Origin of the sequence: Pseudomonas brassicacearum (assembly GCF_009601685.2) — a bacterium.
In the GTDB taxonomy this organism is placed as follows: domain Bacteria; phylum Pseudomonadota; class Gammaproteobacteria; order Pseudomonadales; family Pseudomonadaceae; genus Aquipseudomonas; species Aquipseudomonas kilonensis_B.
The window spans coordinates 1,745,164-1,764,367 of record NZ_CP045701.2 but is presented as its reverse complement, the minus strand read 5'-3'; the positions used below and the strand labels follow the sequence as shown (position 1 = coordinate 1,764,367).

General features: G+C 60.5%; 15 protein-coding genes. All 15 read right to left on the bottom strand.

Annotation, left to right across the window (positions count from 1 at the left end):
• Positions 1–12: 12 nt before the first annotated feature.
• On the bottom strand, positions 13–750 hold the full coding sequence (locus tag GFU70_RS07685) for a cephalosporin hydroxylase family protein (RefSeq protein ID WP_058545674.1): 738 nt from the start codon (positions 748–750) through the stop codon (positions 13–15).
• Positions 751–765: 15 nt separating this feature from the next.
• Positions 766–1,836, bottom strand: a complete 1,071-nt coding sequence (locus GFU70_RS07680; RefSeq protein WP_058545675.1) for a class I SAM-dependent methyltransferase — start codon at positions 1,834–1,836, stop codon at positions 766–768.
• On the bottom strand, positions 1,826–2,695 hold the full coding sequence (locus GFU70_RS07675; protein WP_153387812.1) for an NAD-dependent epimerase/dehydratase family protein: 870 nt from the start codon (positions 2,693–2,695) through the stop codon (positions 1,826–1,828). Before GFU70_RS07675 ends, GFU70_RS07680 begins: the two co-directional genes overlap by 11 nt.
• Entirely contained in the window at positions 2,695–3,255 is a 561-nt protein-coding gene (gene rfbC, locus GFU70_RS07670) for a dTDP-4-dehydrorhamnose 3,5-epimerase (RefSeq protein ID WP_058545677.1), read from the bottom strand. Before rfbC ends, GFU70_RS07675 begins: the two co-directional genes overlap by 1 nt.
• Positions 3,252–4,334, bottom strand: coding sequence for a CDP-glucose 4,6-dehydratase (gene rfbG / locus GFU70_RS07665; RefSeq protein WP_058545678.1), 1,083 nt, complete (start codon positions 4,332–4,334; stop codon positions 3,252–3,254). The genes rfbC and rfbG overlap by 4 nt, the downstream gene beginning before the upstream one ends.
• Positions 4,316–5,089, bottom strand: coding sequence for a glucose-1-phosphate cytidylyltransferase (gene rfbF / locus GFU70_RS07660; protein WP_058545679.1), 774 nt, complete (start codon positions 5,087–5,089; stop codon positions 4,316–4,318). The genes rfbG and rfbF overlap by 19 nt, the downstream gene beginning before the upstream one ends.
• A 241-nt stretch (positions 5,090–5,330) precedes the next feature.
• Positions 5,331–8,897: a glycosyltransferase gene (locus tag GFU70_RS07655; RefSeq protein ID WP_153387811.1), complete on the bottom strand. Its 3,567-nt coding sequence runs from the start codon at positions 8,895–8,897 to the stop codon at positions 5,331–5,333.
• A gap of 94 nt (positions 8,898–8,991) precedes the next feature.
• A complete protein-coding gene (locus GFU70_RS07650) occupies positions 8,992–10,557 on the bottom strand; it encodes a flagellar hook-associated protein 3 (RefSeq protein WP_116642941.1) in 1,566 nt (521 codons plus the stop codon).
• A 13-nt stretch (positions 10,558–10,570) separates the two neighbouring features.
• The gene (flgK, locus tag GFU70_RS07645; RefSeq protein WP_058545682.1) at positions 10,571–12,637 is read right to left on the bottom strand and encodes a flagellar hook-associated protein FlgK; all 2,067 of its coding nucleotides are present in this window, start codon (positions 12,635–12,637) and stop codon (positions 10,571–10,573) included.
• Positions 12,638–12,647: 10 nt separating this feature from the next.
• Positions 12,648–13,952, bottom strand: a complete 1,305-nt coding sequence (flgJ, locus tag GFU70_RS07640; protein ID WP_058545683.1) for a flagellar assembly peptidoglycan hydrolase FlgJ — start codon at positions 13,950–13,952, stop codon at positions 12,648–12,650.
• A gap of 10 nt (positions 13,953–13,962) precedes the next feature.
• Positions 13,963–15,033, bottom strand: a complete 1,071-nt coding sequence (locus GFU70_RS07635; protein ID WP_165826099.1) for a flagellar basal body P-ring protein FlgI — start codon at positions 15,031–15,033, stop codon at positions 13,963–13,965.
• A gap of 45 nt (positions 15,034–15,078) precedes the next feature.
• Positions 15,079–15,774, bottom strand: coding sequence for a flagellar basal body L-ring protein FlgH (gene flgH / locus GFU70_RS07630; protein WP_058545685.1), 696 nt, complete (start codon positions 15,772–15,774; stop codon positions 15,079–15,081).
• A 72-nt stretch (positions 15,775–15,846) separates the two neighbouring features.
• Entirely contained in the window at positions 15,847–16,632 is a 786-nt protein-coding gene (flgG, locus tag GFU70_RS07625) for a flagellar basal-body rod protein FlgG (protein ID WP_053146447.1), read from the bottom strand.
• A 49-nt stretch (positions 16,633–16,681) separates the two neighbouring features.
• On the bottom strand, positions 16,682–17,419 hold the full coding sequence (locus GFU70_RS07620) for a flagellar basal body rod protein FlgF (RefSeq protein ID WP_003199043.1): 738 nt from the start codon (positions 17,417–17,419) through the stop codon (positions 16,682–16,684).
• Positions 17,420–17,638: 219 nt separating this feature from the next.
• A complete protein-coding gene (locus tag GFU70_RS07615) occupies positions 17,639–19,201 on the bottom strand; it encodes a sigma-54-dependent transcriptional regulator (RefSeq protein ID WP_058545686.1) in 1,563 nt (520 codons plus the stop codon).
• Positions 19,202–19,204 lie beyond the last annotated feature (3 nt).

Sequence of the window (19,204 nt, the reverse complement as noted above, 5' to 3'; positions counted from 1 at the left end):
GAAACGGATGGATTAACGAACCCGACGCAGATAACCGTCTGGAGCAACGGTGATCAGCAGTTTGTTCTGCAATTGCTGGTCAATTTCAAAATCCCCGTTTTCCTCAAGGTATTTCCATACGGCGGTTTTCGGGTTATCGCCAGGACCCCATGGACGATCCGGGAAAAAGTCCGCCGGCATGTCTTCGACCACCGTGTCCATCACTACGCAATAGCTGCCCACCGAAACCAGCGGCGCGTACAAACGCAGCTCTTCGAGCACATGATCATGGGTGTGGTTGGAATCGAGCACCAGGATGACCTTTTTGCCTTTGGCCGCTGCATGGACCTGCTCGGCGATGGCCGCATCGATGCTCGAACCCTCGATCATCGAGATCCGCTTGTTCATCGGGTGGCTCTCGATGGCTTCGCGGTTATGCGGGCGGATATCCAGGTCGATACCCAGCACTTCACCGTGGCCTTGCAACTCCAGCAGCGAGGCGTAATAGATGATCGAACCGCCGTGGGCGATACCGCATTCGATGATCAGGTCAGGCTTGATCTGCCAGATCAACTCCTGCATGGCCATCATATCCTGTGGCAGTTGGATGATCGGCCGCCCCATCCATGAAAAATGGTAGCTGTACTTGTGGCGGGCCGATTCGTTGAAAAACTCCTTGGCCAGCGCAACGACTTTCTCGTCTTGGCCTTGAGCTGAGATTTCAGCTTGGCATTGGGCTTCAAAAGCTTGGTGAAGGGTATTGTCGGTCATGTTCGAGTCTCGCGGTTATTGGAACGAAGCGCTGTCAACGGCGTGATAGACGTAGCGCCCACCGGTCATCCGCTTGATCTCTTCGAGGTAATTGGAATTCATCACAAACAGATTGGCGCCTTCGGGCAAGGTGTCCATCGCCTCTTGGGGAGAAGACACGCGCACACCACTCAGAGGCAAATAGCGCCCCTGCTTAGCCGGATTGATATCCACCACACGATCCACTGCCACGCCTGCGCGTTGCAGCGCCAATGAATAGATCACGCCTTTGGAGGAAGCACCCCAGATCGCCGAACCTTGCTCGGGCGCTCCGCGGATGATCTGCACGGCGCGGTCGAGGCTGGCGGTGAAGTTCTCCGGCAGCATCAGCGGCTGTGGTGCCTCGGCTGGTGTACAGCACAGTGTCGACAGGTCTGCAACGATGTAAAGGTATTGGCCGCCGAACAAATGCCCAGCCTCGTGCACCGTCCCGAACATTGCGCGCAAATCGGCAAGGCGGAAGTAATTCACATGCTCGTAGAACACGTCGAACCAGGCGCTGTGCTGAATAATCCAGTCGAAACACGGCACTTCGATATAAATCTGTCCGCCCTGGTTGGCAGCCGCGATTTCAGCCAGAAAGCCGACCGGATTACTGATGTGCTCCAGCACATGGCGCAACACGATAGCGTCAGCCGCCATGCCCAGCTCTCGACTGAAGGGAGCCTTGATCACATCAGGGTTGTCACCTTCATAGGAAGGATCGATCCCGGTGATGGCGTAGCCAAGGCCTCGCAGCATTTCTAGGAAATAACCTTTGCCGCAGCCAACTTCAATCAGGCTTTTGTCTTTGAAATGTTGCGCCAGGATCGCCTCGACATCATTCAGGTGCTGTTGAAACTGAACTGAGTGCGCCTGCTCGTTTTGGTAGTCGACGTCATAGCTGAGTTTGCTGGCGTCAAATGCCTGGTTGAAGATCAGACCGCTCTGGCTGTCCTGCACCAGTACGATATCCGCGCTGGCCGATGCCTGAGCCTGTTCGGCAGTGGCAAAGGTGCGATTCTGCAGGATCGGCAGTCCGCTTGCCCGATACAGTTCATGCTGCATGTTCTTCTCTCCTGAGCTGCGAAATCCGCTGAGCATCGCCCCAAAACGCCATGGGCTCATGACTCGAGTAGCCGTAGTGCCCCAGATTCAAGGCGATGGCCGACTGACGCTCGCGCACTCGCTGTTCAACCAGCGCCCGTACCGACACCGGATGGCCACTGCAACAGTTGATTACCCCATCGACATCGCGCCGCGCAATCAGCGAGGCCAACTGAGAAGCGGCTTGTCCGATTTCCAGATAGTCGCGTAATTGGTCGCCCGCAGACATGTTGAATTGCCCATCACCTTCATCAATCGCCCGATCAAGACTGGCCAACAGACTATTAGGATTCTGTCCTGCACCATGCAAATAAAACAGGCGTGCCCACTGCAACGTAAATGCATGCTCTCGCTGCAAGGCTTCAAGGAACCGATGCAACGTATGCTTCGCCAGACCATACGGCGTGCAGGGCTGTGCGATCATCGTCTCGCTCAATGGGCCACTTTGCAGCCCGTATTCGAAACAGGTACCGGTGACCAGCACATGGCTGACGCCGGCCTCGATCACGCGTTTGAGAAACGCGTAGTCCAAAGGCAAGGTTCGCTCGAAATGGAACAGCGCCTGATAGTTCGGCAGGCCTGGCCAAGCCAGATGCGCGATGGTATCGACCCCGTCAGTCAGAGCACCCACGTCCAGGTCCGGTGCGTGGATGTCTACCGCGCAGAACTCCACATCATCAAACCATGGCATAGCACGCGCGATGTCGGCGTTTCGACCTGAAGCTCGAACCTTGAAGCCTTTGGCGAGTAAAGCACTGACCAGATGCCGACCGACAAAACCGGTGGCCCCCGTGACCAGCACGGTCGAGGAATACCCCATTACAGCTCAACTCCACTGAAGTCTTTGTCCAGCAACGGATGGCTCGCGTCTTTGGCCGACAGGTTTTTAACCGGCAGCGGCCAGGGGATAGACAGTGCAGGATCAATGACCGAGAGGCCGGCTTCATGATCTGGCGCGTAGTCTGCATCTGTCAGGTAAAGCACCTCAGTATCATCGGTCAGGGCTTGGAAACCATGGGCGAAGCCGGCAGGAATCAGCAAACTGCGTCCGTCATCGGCTCGCAGTTCTTCGGCATGCCACTGCAGGTAGGTTGGGGATTGCGGCCTCAAATCGACCACCACATCCCATACCGCGCCACGTATGCAAGTAATCAGCTTGGACTCTGCATATCCGGCCTTTTGGTAGTGCAAGCCTCGTACGCTACCTTTTTCGACCGTACGTGAATGGTTGATCTGGCGGATAGCGAACGGTCGTCCCTGAAGCGTGAGGCGGGACTGACAGAACAATCGGGCAAAACGCCCACGATCATCGCAGAAGACTTTTTGCCGGATCAGATACAAGCCTTCCAGCGCTAACGCCTGAAGGGTGAAATCAGTCATAACCGACCCCTGTAGAGATTCAATTGATTCAGAGTTATCGCACGCATGTCATCGCCGTTCTGCCAGGCCAAATGCCAATCGAGGGTCTGGGCCAGGCATTGCTGCAGCGACCAGCGCGGCTGCCAATCGAGCAATTGCCGGGCGCGGCTGCTGTCCAGGCGCAACAGGCCAGCCTCGTGCAAATCACTCGGTTCAATCCGCAAGCCTGGCGCCAACGGCCAGCGTTCGGCGAGCAACTGGACGACTTCGCCAACACTGCACATGTCGGCCTCTCCGGGTCCGAAGTTCCAGGCACCGGCGAACTCCGGACCTTGCTCAAAGAGGCTCGCGGCCAATTGCAGGTAACCGGCCAGCGGCTCCAAGGCGTGCTGCCAAGGGCGTACGGCCTGGGGATAGCGCAGCGTCACCGGCTCGTTCGCCGACCAGGCTCTGAGCACGTCCGGAATCAGACGCTCAGGAGCGAAGTCACCGCCGCCCAGCACATTACCGGCACGGGCCGTGGCCAGGGCCAGACCGTGTTCGGCATAACGATCGGCAGAGAAAAACGATGCGGCATAAGACTGCGCCAGCAATTCGCAGCAAGCCTTGCTGCTGCTGTACGGATCGTGACCGCCCAAGGGTTCATTTTCACGATAGGGCCACAGCCACTCCTGATTGGCGTAGACCTTATCGGTGGTTACCAATACACAGGCGCGCACGCCGCCAATCTGACGGATCGCCTCGAGCAGGTTCAGGGTGCCCATGACATTGCTGGAATAGGTACCCAACGGGTCGCGATAACCCTCACGCACCAACGGCTGGGCCGCCAGGTGCAGGACTATCTGCGGCTGCACGTCGGCAAGCACTTCCAGCAAGGCGCCGAGGTCGCGCAAGTCGCCGCGTCGGTCATCGATGCCCTCGCCTACCCGGGCCAGTTCGAACAGGTTCGGTTGGGTGGCCGGGTCCAAGGAAAAACCACTGACCTGCGCGCCCAGGCTCTGCAGCCAGAGCGTCAACCAACTGCCTTTGAAGCCGGTATGGCCGGTGACCAGCACCCGCTTGCCGCGCCAGAACTCCGGGCTCAGTCCCATTGCTTCCATGGGGCCTCCCCGCTTTGCCACAGGGCTTCGAGGTGGTTTTTATCCCGCAAGGTGTCCATTGGATGCCAGAAACCGTCGTGCTGGAACGCCTGGAGCTGCTGTTCCGTTGCCAATGCCGCCAGCGGCTCGGCCTCCCAGGAGGTCTGGTCGTCAGCGATATAAGGCAGGACCTTCGGCGAGAGTACAAAGAAACCACCGTTGATCCAGCCACCGTCGCCCCGGGGTTTTTCGGTAAAGCCCAGGACCGTATCGCCATTGCGCTCCAGCGCGCCGTAGCGTCCCGGCGGCTGGACGGCCGTGACCGTAGCAAGCTTGCCGTGCGCCAAGTGAAAATCCACCAGCGCACCGATATTGAGGTCCGAGACGCCGTCGCCATAGGTAAAGCAAAACGCCTCTTCGTTTTCCAGATAACGCGCCGCCCGACGCAGCCGCCCGCCGGTCATGGTTTCTTCGCCCGTGTCGATCAGCGTCACGCGCCATGGCTCGCTGTAGTTCTGATGAACGTCCATGCGGTTGTTGCACATGTCGAAGGTGACGTCAGAGGTATGCAGGAAGTAGTTGGCGAAAAAGTCCTTGATGGCATAGCCCTTGTAGCCCAGGCAGATCACGAAGTCGTGGATTCCATGAGCGGAATACTGCTTCATGATGTGCCAAAGAATTGGCTTGCCGCCGATCTCGATCATCGGCTTTGGCTTGAGGTGCGACTCCTCGCTGATCCGCGTACCGAGACCACCTGCCAAGATAACTGCCTTCATCGTCTCCCCTCTTGTTCATCACCGGGCTCGGCCAAGCGTTGTTTCGCTTTGCGGGCGCAGGGATTACCTTCAATGCCGATCCGGACGCTGCGATGGACCGCGAGCGCTCGTTTTATGGCGATATGAGGGGGGCTTGCAGGAAACGCGCCAGCTCCGATGGCAGCGTTTCGGGGGGCATAGGGGTCGGAAAGGGAACTGAGCGCTGTTTTTTGTGGCGAGGGGGATTTACCCCTGCCACACATCAATCCGGCAACCATCCCCACAACCAATGCTGCAAGTTATCGCCGCTGAGCATGAAATCACGAAGCACCGCTTCGCGCAGTTCATCGCCCATGCGGTAGCTGGCGTCCGGATCGGCCAGATGCATGCGGATGGCCGCGATCCATTCTTCGGTGCTGTTGCTGCGTACTTTGGTACACGGTAAGAAGCCATCGTAGGCCTTGGTGTCGGTGCAGATCACCGGATAACCACAGGCGCCGTACTCCAGCAAGCGCAGGTTGCTCTTACAGTCGTTGAAGATGTGGAACTCCAACGGCGCCAGCGCCAGGTCGAGGTTCAGGCTGGCCAGTTTGAACGGGTAAGTGTTCAAACCGACGGAAGCATGGAACTCATGGATGTAGGGACGCAACGCATCCGGGCACATCCCGAAGAATACCCACTCCACCTCATTGGCCAGTTCGCGGACGACATCGGCAATGATTTCCAGATCGCCGCTGTGGCTGGTCCCGCCGCCCCAGCCAACCCGGGGCTTGGAGGATGTTCCTCGTCGGCTGGTCAAGCGGGTCCATGGTTCGGGCGGCAGCATGTTGGGCACCACCCGGATTTCGCTATGCATGCTGGACAAGGCATCGGCCAGCGGCTGGGTCGTCACCACCACTCGATCACACAAGCCAATCCCCTCGCGCAGCATCTGCTCGGTGTTGACCGGCTTATTGCGGGCGTGGGTGTTTTTCTTGGGGGCACTGACTACGTAGTCGTCGAGCTCGAAAATCCGCAAGGCATTGGAATATTTCTTCATCCGCAGGATGTCACCGGCCGCGCCCTCACTGTAGCGCCCTTGCAACACGATGGTATCTGGCGACAACCGTTCGATTTCCACGGTCGAAGGCGACTCATAGGCCAACCGGGCAATCACTCGCCCGCTGGCTTCGAGTTCGGCCAGCGGGGCCGTGACACGATAGTGGCCAACCGCAGTGGCGTTGACCGGCAGCCCGAGTACCAGCGGCAGCGCACGGGAGCAGAAGGGATTCCAGTTATTGCGCAGCGAAGGTTCCAGGCTGAAGCTGGAAGCCCCCAGGCTCAAGGAAGGACTGTAAGCCGGGTCACGAGCAATCTGCGGCAACCATTTGCGATAGAAAACTTCACGCTCGCGCTCCTGCGACGCTTCTTCCGGCTGGGCTGGCGATTGCCCGGTTGTTTGCATGACGCTGGCGTAGGGCGTCCAGACCACCAGATAGCCATCCTTACCTGCGCGCAGGCACAAATCGACGTCACTGAGGCCCTGGGTGAAAGTCGTTTCATCAAGGCAACCGAGTTCTTCGAACACTTGCTTGCGCACCATCAGGCATTCGCTGCTGACCGAACTCCAGTTCTGGGTCGTGTGCAGACGTTGCATGTAGCCACGAGAGGTCGCGGACTCGCCATAAAACGGTGACCCTACCGGTCCGGCCAACCCGAGGATCTGCCCTGCGCCGACAATCGTACCCTGGGGGCTGAGTATCCTTGCGCCGACCACCGCGACTTCCGGGCGCAAGGCGTGGTTGATCAATTCGTCCAACCAGTCACTCTCGCAAATGACCATCTGGGGGCTCAGCAGCAACAAGTAGTCGCCTCGAGCCTGGCTCGCGGCGAAGTTACGCACCGCGGCGTCATTGTCGTCACCGGCGTAACGCAGCACGCGCAGCATGCTTGCGCCCAACTGCGCCATGTCCGCCAGCCAGCCGAGCATGGCCGGATCCCGGACGCCGCTATCCACGATCAGAATTTCATAATGCGTATAGGCCGTGCGCTCGATCAGGCTTTCGCAGCAGCGCTGCAAGGCTGTCAGCGAATCCCCCGTGCGCAGGATGACCGACACCAACGGACGAGTGCCGTATCGGTAGTCGATGCGATTGATCAGCGGCAACACATCCTGGCGAATCTCATGAGGTGCGCCGATTCGCGCCAGGTGAGCACCAACCGTAGGGGCATTGCCCTCGATAACCTCCGGCCACGACAACCACTGGGCGAAGCTCAGTGTCGACTCCACCTGAATCTCGGCAATGTGCTCGATGGTTTGCGGGCCGGCCTCCTCCACCAGCCGCCAGAGCAGGTCGTGGGGCGCCAGCTCACCGCGAACCGGATCGAACCCGCCCAGACTCATGAAACGCTCGCGTTCGAAGGCCAGGGCCCGGCCGACGTAGGGATAGGCGCGCATCAGGTCGAGGTTGAAATCAGGCTTGAATACCGGCTCGATGGACTCGCCGTTTACCAATGCGCCCTCATCGCTGTAAGCGCAGAGAATTCCCGGCTTCCCGGCCACGCGCTCGGCCAGAATCAACAAGGCCGAATCACGCAGCGTGTCGCCGGCACGCAACAGGTAAAACCAATGCGCGCCCTCCAACTGCGGGACAATGGCATTGAGTTGCCGCGCCCAATCGGGCTGATAGGGCAACTGCAACACCCGGTCATTGGCCTCGCAACGGGCATCGGAAAGCACCACGACAGCCTGGGCCGGATAGAGCTGGCCGTCTATGCTGCGCAGCGTGGACGCCAATGCCACATCGTCACCGGCACCGTCGATGACAATGGGCACGATGTTCGGACGCAGCGACCAACTGTCGATGCGCGCAGGCATGACACGCCGTTCAACCTCACTGAAACGACGGATAGACAGCCATTCACGGTAGAACTCGGCATAGCTCTCGCTCTGGGCGCCTACCCGACCGTTGACGACGGTATTGCGATTGCCTAGCACACGAGTCACGCACAGCTCCTGCCAGGCGTGAGGCTGGTCGGTGACTTTGTCCAGGTCAACGCAGCGCACCCAGCCGGAGGCCGGAGCCGCTTCACCGCTGCGCGCAACAAGCATCTGCGCCAGCCATTCCCATTCTATTCTTGCGGCCTTGAGCATTTCCGGGGTCTTGCTCAAACGCTCCGGGTAGAGCCGTTCAATACCTAACACGGTATTCAAGGCAATCAGATTACCGCGCCGCATCAGGCAGACAAACAAAGCAAAATCGAGCACCGCAACAAATCCGGCACCCTCCTGAATCAGGGCGGGCAACAATTCCAGCACATCGGCTCGACGCATCAGGGTCGAACTGAAATTACCGACAAAATTGGTCGGCGTGCTCTCGAAAATCGCCAGCATGTCGTCGCCCTTGAGCAAAGCGTCATTGGGCGAGAAGCGGCAATTGTCCACACGGGGTGGCAGGATGAAGTTACCTGCGTCACACAACAACCGAAGCGCGAACACAACGCTGACGTCAGCATGATCCATCAACGCCTGGGCCTGCATCGCAATGCTCGGTGCGAAGAGACGGTCGTCATCGCACAGCACTTTGATGAACTCACCGCTGGCCTCTTCGACACACCGCAACAGGTTGCCCTGAAGCCCCAGTCGCTTCGAGTTTCGCAAATAGCGGATCGGATGGGACGGTTCAGTGAAGGAGTCGACGATCTGGCGAATCTCATCGCCAGGCGAATCATCGCAAACGATGATCTCGATATGTTCGTAGGTCTGGGCCAAGGCACTGAGCAGTGCCTGGTCGAAGAACCTAGGGTTGTAGGCGGGGATAACGATACTGACGAGCGGAAGTGACTTCACGGTTAAAACTCTCGAGCGGCGGGCTCCGTCCTTTTCAGGTCGGAGCCCCGGAACCGCTTAAAAAAAGACGGTTGGCGGCTCGGTCTATACCGGCTCAGATCTTGTTGAACAGACCCAACTGGGCGATCTTGCTGAACGCCAGTTGCGAGGCCTGCAACATGGTCTGCTGCAAGGTCAGGCGAGTCATCACTTCGGCCGCATCGGAATCACGAATCGATGATTGAGTCTGGTTATTGGCCAACAGCAGGCTCTGGTTCGTGTCGCTTTGGGTTTCCAGGGCCTGGCCACGCCCACCTACCGAGCTCAAGGCGCTGGACAACTGATCGGTGCCGCTGGCCAGGTTGCCGATGCCGGAGGCCAGCGATGCCTGCAACTTCTGCAACGCAATCGGATCGTTGTTGGTCGGCGTGCTCAACGCAGTTTTCAACTGGTTAACAGTGTCCAGAATATTCTGGGTCTCATGGGTGTTGACCGCGATGCTGAACTGATCGTCAGCGGCAGGCGTTCCGTCCAGTGTGAAGCTCACGCCCGAAGCGGTAGCCACGTTGCCGGCCAGGGTACCGCTGGACACCGGCTGGCTGTTGGCGGTCAGCGGCGCGCTGTAGAGGTCGAAATCGGTGGCACTGGTGAACTTCAATACGGCCGAACCGGTAGGAAAACTGGCGTGATAGGCCACCGGGTCGGTGATTTCGCTGCCAGTGACCTGGACCGTGGTCGGGTTGCCCGGGCTGCGAGTCGTGACAAAGGTGTCCGGTTTGGCGGCCAGGGTGAAAGTATGGCCGGGCAACACAGTGCCCGCGGTATCACCGGTTTGCAGGTTGATGTTCAAGGTCAGTTCCAGTCCCCGGAACTGTACCGCCTGGCCGCTTTTGCTGTTGGGGTCAAAAGCGCCGCCCAGGCTGGCCTCTGCGGTGACATCGTTGCCGCCGGAGTCGGTGATTTTCAGTTGCGTACCGCTGGTGAACTCAACGGTGTACGGCTCGCCGCTGCGGAATTTGCTGTTGTAGGTGACACTGGACGACACTTGGCCGTTGGACAGCACCACGCGACCATCATCCACCGCAGGCGCAGTCATGGTGACTTGGCTGCGGCTGGTGTTGACGGCCTGCTGGAACACTTCCCAGCCGGTGCTGTTGGTGGCCATCGACATGGTGTCGCCGACAGGCAGGTCGAGGGTCACCTGGTCACCGTTATAGCTGTAGCTGCCATCGTTGTTGCGGGTGAACGGAATGGTGTCGCCCTTGGAGCCGGCGAAAATGTACTTGCCGTTTTCGTCCTTGCTGTTCATCAAGCTCAGCAGTTGTTCTTCGATCTGCGCCAGCTCCGAGGCGTTGGCCTGGCGATCGGCGTCGGTGTAGCCGGCGTTGCCGGCACCGACGGCCAATTCCTTGGCGCGCTGCAGCACGTTGCCAATGCTGGTCATCACCGCTTCAGTGGTGCCCAGGGTCGCCTTGATGGTGTTGGTGTTGGTTTCGTACTGAGCCAGCATCGACGCTTGCGTGCCCAGTTGCAGCAGACGCGAAGCGCCTACCGGATCATCGGCAGCGGTGTTCACCCGCACCAGGCTGCTGGCCTCTTCGCTGGTCTTGACCACGTTGGCGAAGTTCTTCTGGTAGTTCGCAGCCGTGCTTTCGTAAAACTGGGAAGTGGAAATGCGCATGGGCTACGACTCCTTAAAGACTGTTGATCAGCGTGCTGAAGATTTCCTGCGCAGCCTTGATGATCTGCGAAGACGCGGTGTAGTACTGCTGGAATTTGACCAGATTGCCGGTTTCTTCATCCAGGTCCACGCCCGACAGCGAGTCGCGGGCGTTCTTGGCGTTATCCAGGATCGCGCCGGTGGCGGCGCTGTCGAGCTTGCCTTGGGCGGCCTTGGAACCTACGCCTTCTACCAGCTTGCCGTAGGCATCGTTCAGGGAAATACCCTTGCTGGAAGAATCGGTATCCACGGTCTTGGCAGTCTGCAAACCCGCCAGGACAGTACCGTTACGGTTGTCCAGGCTGCCGGGCTGGCTGAGGCTGACATTAATGGAGGCACCATCGGACGGGGCACCGGCAATGGACATGTCGAACGTGACGGTGCGCTGCACCGGCGGTACGGACGAATCCAGGATCGGGTTGCCGCTGGCGTCCTTGAGCGGAACACTCAGGCTCAGGGTGTTGCTTTCGCCGGGCTTGATCGTACCGCTGCTGATCGTACCGCCTTGTGCATCAAGCAACTGATAAGCCTGGCTCGTGCCATCGGCCGAGGTCGCGCCGAACACCACTTTGACCGGCATGGAATTCTTGATGCCGTTCTGGATGATGCTGGTGGTGGCCTCATCGTAGATGTCCAGCTTCGTCGTCATGGTTGGCTGGCCGCTGGCCGGAATGGTCAGCGTACCGCTGCCCCCTGGCACGATGGCGGCGCCCAACGGCGCGGCAATCGCCAGCCGCTTGGAGTCGGTCATCTCGGTCTTGATGCTGGCCGCCGCGTTGCGGGTCGGGGTGAGCTTGAACGAGTCGCCGGCGGCTGCGGTGCCGTTGGCGAAGGTCATCGAGAAACCGTCGATCACCGGCGGCGGCGTGGTCGCGGTGTTGAACGCGCCCATCGAGGTGCCGTCGGGCAGGCGCTGGACGGTGTAGTCCGTGCCGCTGGTGAACGTCACCTTGTAATCGTTGGTGGTCAGCTTGCCGGTGTCTTCGATGGCAATGTTGAAGTTGCCGGAGCCCGCACTGTTGTTCAACGACGCAACACTGCGCTGACTCATTTGCGCAGCGCTGTTGATGTTGCTGAACAGGTTGGAGCCGAAGGCCCCGTTCATGTCGATACCCGAAGCCTGGATGCTGTTCATCTGGTCGGCGACCACCAGGGCCACGCGACCCAGCTCGTTCATGGCCGGGTCGAGCACGGTGCTGCGGTAGCGCATCAAGCCACCGATCTCGCCGCCGGTGAGCACCGACGTCAAGTCCATGGAGCTGGAGCCACTGTTGAGCTGGATGCCAATGCGCCCCGGATCGTTCTTGTCCGGCACCGCTTCGAGGGTATTGACGGTATTGCCCATCACCAGTGGTTGGCCGGAGCCCAGGTAGATGTCCAGGCTGCTGCCGTTCTCGACGACCTGCGTGCCGGTGAACGTCGAGAGCTGGCGAATGGTTTCGCTGCGGGCATCGAGCAGGTCATTGGGTGCGCCACCGGAGTTGGAGACTTCGGCGATTTTCTTGTTCAACTGCGCAACGGTGGCCGCCAGGTTGTTGACCTGCTCCACCATGTTCGACAGGTTGCCGTTGATGTTCTGGCTCTGCTCGGTCAACTGGCTGGCAACCGAATTGAAACGGTTGCTCAAGGCCTGGGCATCGCTGAGCAGCAACTGGCGGGACGCATCGTCACCCGGCTTGGCGTTGACGTTCTGCACCGAGGCGAAAAACTTGGTCAGCGCCCCGTTGAGACCGGTGCCGCTGTCCGACAACAGGGAATCGAGTGGCGTGATTTGCCCCTGATAGGCCGCCGCGTCACTGTTGAGCGACGTGGTGGTTTTCAGTTGTGCTTCAAGGAAGGCGTTATACACCCGACGCACATCGGCCAGGGTCGTGCCGGAACCGATGAACACGTTGCCGTACTGGTTCGAGGCCTTGGTGGTCTGCACGGTCTGCTGGCGCGAATAACCGGCGGTATCGACGTTGGCGATGTTGTTACCCGTGGTCACCAACGCAGTCTGGCTTGCTGACAGACCCGACATCCCTATATTGAGCAAACTCATGGTTCAGACCTTATAAAGTCGTGGTGGCGCCTGCAGAAGCGTAGTTTTGGTAACTCGTCATCTGCCGGGCTATGTTCGAAATCTTGCTGGCGTAGTGCGGGTCGGTGGCGTAACCGGCCTTCTGCAACTCGCGTACAAACTGTTCCGGGTTATCGGCCGACTTCAGCACATCTTGATAGCGACTGTTGCTTTGCAGCAGATTGACCAGGTCATGGAAACTGTCACGGTACGAGGCGTAGGAACGGAACTCGGCCGTCTCCTTGACCATCGCGCCATTACGGAATTCGCTGGTAATCGCCCGGGCTGAATCGCCCTTCCAGTTTTGGCTGGCCTTGATGCCGAACAGGTTGTGACTGCTGCTGCCATCGGGCTGGCGCATGACCGATTTGCCCCAACCGGTTTCCAGGGCGGCCTGGGCTACCAGGTAACGCGGGTCGACGCCAATGCGATCGGCCGCTTCCTTGGCCATTGGCAACATGGCATTGACGAATTCATCGGCATCGCGGAAGGCCTTGCGGGCCGGTGCCAGCGGTGGCTGTGCCACGGCGCGGCCATAGACCTGCATGTCGCCTTTCGGCTCGGCGGCCTTGAGTGCGGCCAACCAGTCGCCATTGGCCAGGTCGCCAGTGGCCGGCTTGACGGCGGCGATGGCGCGATCCGTCAGGACGTTCTGCGCAGGCACATCGGCATTGACCGCCGCCGAAGGCACCAGCCCGGCGAGCAGGCGGTCGGCCAGTTTCGGTGGCAGGGCCAGGCGGCGCTGGTTGAGCAATTCCATGTCGTTGCGGTGGACGCCCTCGGCCCCTTGCGATGCACTCACGGCCCGCGAAGCCCACAACGGACGCTGGCCACTGATACGCGACAATGGGCCGTCAGTAGGCAGGGTCCCGGCAGCCAGCGGTGTCGGCACCGGCGCCTTGGCAACCTTGTCCAGCGCCTCTTGTTGCTTGGCAGCCGACAAGGTCGCCGCCTCGCCGGGGGCCAGTGGCTTGTTCTTGGACATCTGGCGCAGCAGCACATCGGCCAGGCCAATACCACCGCCTTCGCGGGACATGGAAACGGCCAACTGCTGGTCGTACATTTCCTGGTACTGCTTGGCTTCTGGCGTGTTCATCGGATTGTCCTTGCCCAAGGCCTCGGTGGCCGAACGCATGGACTTGAGCATTTCGCCAAGGAACAGCGACTCGAATTCCTGTGCCACTTTACGCAGGTTGCTGTCGCTGTTCTTGTCGCCGACCTTGAGCTGGTTCAAGCGGTTCAGGTCCGAGTAGGAACCCGAGTCCCCGCTGATCAAAGCGCCCTTGCGCATATCCATGGCTCGCCCCTCAAATCACAATGAGGTCGGCTTGCAACGCGCCGGCCTGCTTCAAGGCTTCGAGGATCGCCATCAGGTCGCCCGGCGCCGCGCCGACCTGGTTCACCGCCCGGACGATTTCATCCAGGGTAGTGCCCGGGCCGAACTTGAACATCGGCTTGGCTTCCTGCTCGGCATTGACTCGCGAGCGGGGCACCACGGCGGTCTGGCCGTTGGACAGCGGCCCCGGCTGGCTGACGATCGGGTCTTCGGTGATGGTCACGGTCAGGCTGCCGTGGGTCACGGCGGCCGGAGACACCTTGACGTTCTGGCCGATCACGATGGTGCCGGTACGCGAGTTGATGATGACTTTCGCCACCGCCTGGCCCGGGTCGACCTCAAGGTTTTCCAGGATCGACAGGTAGTCGACCCGCTGGCTCGGATCCAGCGGCGCCGTGACGCGCACCGAACCACCGTCGAGGGCCTGGGCCACGCCTGGGCCGAGCATGTCGTTGATCTTGTCGACGATACGCTTGGCGGTGGTGAAGTCGGAACGGTTGAGGTTCAGCGTCAGGCTGTTGCCCTGGTTGAAACCGCTCGGCACCGCACGCTCCACCGACGCACCGCCAGGGATGCGACCGGCCGACGGAACGTTGACGGTGATCTTCGAACCGTCGCGCCCCTCGGCATCGAAACCGCCGACCACCAGGTTGCCCTGGGCGATGGCGTAGACGTTGCCGTCGATACCCTTGAGCGGCGTCAGCAGCAGGGTGCCGCCACGCAGGCTCTTGGAGTTACCGATGGACGAAACGGTGATATCCACCTGCTGGCCAGGCTTGGCGAACGCCGGCAGATCGGCACTGACCGACACCGCCGCGACGTTCTTCAACTGCACGTTACCGGAGCCGGCCGGCACCTTGATACCGAACTGCGACAACATGTTGTTGAAGGTCTGCAGGGTGAACGGGGTCTGGGTGGTCTGGTCACCGGTGCCGTTCAGGCCCACGACCAGGCCGTAGCCGATCAACTGGTTGGAACGCACGCCGGAAATGCTGGCGATGTCCTTCAGACGCTCGGCTTGAGCGCTAAAGGCTGCCGACATTACCAAGGCACCGATCAACAGCTGTTTAAGATTCAACGGGGCCACCTAGAAAGGGAACTTCGGGCTGAGGAAGAAACGGTCGAACCAACCCGGTTGACTCGCATCGGCAAAGGCGCCGGTGCCCGAGTAGGTGATGCGCGCATCGGCCACACGGGTCGAGGAAACCGTGTTGTCGGTGGCAATGTCGTCGGCGCGAACCATGCCGGCGATGCGCACCAGTTCGTCACCGGTGTTGAGGGTCAGCCACTTCTCGCCGCGCACGACGATGATGCCGTTGGGCAACACATCGGCGACGGTCACGGTAATCGAACCGGTCAGGCTGTTGCTCTGGCCGGACTTGCTGTCGCCTTTGGTGGCACGGTCGGAGCCGTAGCCGGCGTTGAGGCTCAGGTCGCCGCCACCGATCGGGTTGTTGGTGGTCAGGCTGGAGCCGAACAGCGAGGTCAGGCCAACGCTGGTCTCGCTGGTCTTGTCGATCTGCGAGTTGGCGTTCTTGCTGGCCTGGGTCCGCTCGTTCAGGGTGATAGTGATGATGTCACCGACCCGGAAGGCCTTGCGGTCGCTGTACAGGTTCTGCTCGAAGCCGGCCTGGTAGATCGAACCATTGTTGGCCGCAGCCGGCAACGGCGTGCGCGGCAACACCGGGGCGTAATACGGGTCATTGGGCCTGGGTGTCGGCGCGACACAGCCCGCGAGCGCGGTGACCCCACTCAGTGCCAGAACAGATACGAAGCGTTTCATGACCCTACCTCTTGGTGTTGCAGGCGACCCTGGGGCCGCCCTGTCTACGTAATGACGGACGTTGCGACGCGGTTACAGATTCTGCGTAACGAACGAGAGCATCTGGTCGGCAGTGGAGATCACCTTGGAGTTCATCTCGTAGGCACGCTGGGTGGTGATCATGTTGACCATCTCCTCGACGGTGCTTACGTTGGACGTTTCCAGGGTGTTCTGCAGCGTGGTGCCGAAGCCGTTCAGGCCCGGGGTGCCGACTTGCGGCGCGCCACTGGCGGCGGTTTCCAGGAACAGGTTGTTGCCCACCGCTTGCAGGCCGGCCGGGTTGATGAAGTCGGCGGTCTGCAGGTTGCCGATCACCTGGGCGGCCGGGTTGCCCGCCACGGTGATGGACACGGTGCCGTCACGGCCCACGGTAAAGGTCTGGGCATCGTTCGGAATGATGATGGCCGGCTCCAGGGCGAAACCGCTGGCGTTGACGATCTGGCCGTTGGAGTCGAGGTGGAACGTACCGTCGCGGGTGTAGGACGTGGTGCCGTCCGGCTGCAGGATCTGGAAGAAACCGCGACCGTCGATGGCCATGTCCAGGGGCTGCTCGGTGGTTTGCAGGCTGCCGGCGTTGAAGTTTTTCTGCGTGCCGACGATGCGCACACCGGTACCCACTTGCAGGCCCGACGGCAGTTCGCTGTCCTGGGTCGACTGGGCGCCAGGCTGGCGTTTCACCTGATACAGCAGGTCCTGGAACTCGGCACGATCACGTTTGAAACCCGTGGTCGAAACGTTCGCCAGGTTGTTGGAAATGGTCGTCAGGTTGGTGTCCTGGGCGGACAGACCTGTTTTGGCAACCCATAGAGCCGGAAGCATTCGATTCTCCTCGTACGCCTGTTTTTCGGCGCGACGCTTTAGTTAATGGTTAGATCTGCAAGACCCGAGCCATGGCCTCGTCGCCTTCTTTGGCGGTGTTCATCATCTTGACGTGAAGCTCGAACTGCTTGGCCAGGGCCAGCACCGAGGTCATTTCATCCACGGCATTGACGTTGCTCGCCTCCTGGAAACCCGACACCAACTGCACATTGGCATCAATGGGCGCCGGTTGGCCGTCCTTGGTCCGGATCGAACCATCCAGGCCCTTGGTCATGTTCTTGAGGTCCGGATTGACCAGCTTGATGCGGTCCACTTCAGCCATCACCCGCGGGCCTTCGCCCATGGCGCGGATGCTGATGGTGCCGTCCTGGCCGATTTCGATCTTCTGCTCTGGCGGCACGGCGATCGGACCGCCGTTGCCCATCACCGGCATACCGTTGCCGGCGCGCAGCACGCCCAAGGCGTCAACATTGAGGCTGCCGGTGCGCACGTAGCTTTCACCGCCATCGGGGTTCTGCACGGCCATCCAGCCCGGCCCACTGACCGCCACATCGAGGTCACGACCGGTTTCTACCAGCGCCCCCGGAGTGAAGTCCGTGGCAGGCCGTTCGGACATGGCAAACGCCCGCGCCGGAAAGCTGTCGCCGAACACCGGCATCGAGCGCGCCTGCTCCAGGTCTTTCTGAAAACCATTGGTGGAGATGTTCGCCAGGTTGTTGGCATGGGCCCGCTGCGCCAGTGCGTTCTGGCTGGCGCCGGTCATTGCCACATAAAGGTACTTGTCCACTGTCGTTCCTCTGCATGCCGGACGTTTGCCGCCCACTGCTGTGTTGCACAGCCTCAAGCAATTTGCAGACCAACTTTTTTCTGGCGCTGATGGACCCGGTAAACAAAGGGCCTGGAGGTTCTGGAAGCGATTGTGCAAATGTATCGAAGACGAAAAACCGGCGGTGTCGTGCCGCTGCAAGGCAAAGGTTTACCCATCCGGCAACCGCACCACATTTGATTACGCTCCGGGCTCCTTGCCGACCTCATATTCGCGCAACTTATTGGCAATGGTCGTATGGGAAACCCCCAGCCGCTTGCCCAGTTGCCGGCTACTGGGGTGCTCGGAGTACAAGCGCTCCAGCACCGCTTTCTCGAAACGCCCGACGATCTCGTCCAGCCCACCCTCAAGGGAAAAATCGCCAAGGGGTTGGCGCACGCCGTAGTCCGGCAGGCGGATATGCTCAGCCTTCACCGTGCCGCCGTCGCACAGGGAAACGGCCTGGAACAGCACGTTTTCCAACTGCCGGACGTTGCCCGGCCAGTGGTAGTGACTGAGACGGTCCATCGCCGCCGGGGCCAGCTTGGGCAGGGCACAGCCGATCTGGCGGCTGGCCTGGTCGAGGAAATGTTCCACCAGCGGCGCCAGGCCATCGAGGCATTCGCGCAGCGGTGGGATGTGCAAGGAAAGGACGTTCAAGCGGTGGTACAAGTCCTGACGGAATTCACCCCGGGCGCAGAGTTCGGACAAATCGACCTGGGTGGCGCAGATCACCCTGACGTCCAGGTACACCTCTTCATCGCTGCCGACACGCCGGAAGCAACCGTCCTGCAGAAAGCGCAGCAGTTTCACTTGCAGGCGCGGGCTCATCTCCCCGACACCATCGAGAAACAGCGTTCCCCCGGCGGTCAGTTCCAGCAGGCCGAGCTTGCCTTCGGCCCTGGCACCCTCGAAGGCCCCCGGGCCGTAGCCGAACAGCTCGGTCTCGGCCATGGACTCCGGCAGCCCGGCACAGTTGAGCGCCATCAGTGGCGATTGCCCGCGCGGGCTCGCCAGGTGACAGGCGCGGGCCAGCAGTTCCTTGCCGGTACCGGTTTCACCTTCTATTAACAGCGGCGCGTCCAGCGGTGCCATGCGCCGGGCCTCGCGCACCACCGCCGCCATGACCTTCGAACTCTGGAAAATACTGTCGAAGCCACGCAATTCCTGTTTGCGCACGTTATAGATACGTTCGCCCACCCGGTCGGCCCGGTGCAGCGTCAGCACCGCACCGGCCATGGCTTCGCTGTCGTCGTGTTCCGATTGCAGCGGCGCGATGTCCGCCAGGAACACATCGCCCTTGACCTTGACCCGCAGGCCGTTGATGCGCGACTGGTTGGCCCGCACCAGTTCCGGCAAGTCGAAATCCTCGGCATAGCGGGACAGGGGAATCCCCGGCACCTCGTCCACTCGCACCCCGAGCAACTGCGCCGCCGCTCGGTTAGCCGCAACGATGGAGCCGCCCATGTCGATGGACAGCACCGGGAATTCCAAAGCGCCGAGCAAGGCGTTGAGTTCCATGTGCCGACGCTCGCTGGGCATCAGCCCTACACGCTTGACGCCAAATACCCCGGCGATACCTTCGAATTTCGGACGCAGCGCCTGGAACTGGATGTTGATCAGGTTTGGGCAGTGCAGGTAGATCGCGTTGCCATGCTCGCCGCCCACCTCCCCCCGGGCGACGTTGATGCCGTACTCCACCAACAGGTTGAGGATGTCCCGCAGGATGCCGATGCGGTTCTGGCAATGGACTTTGATGCGCATGAA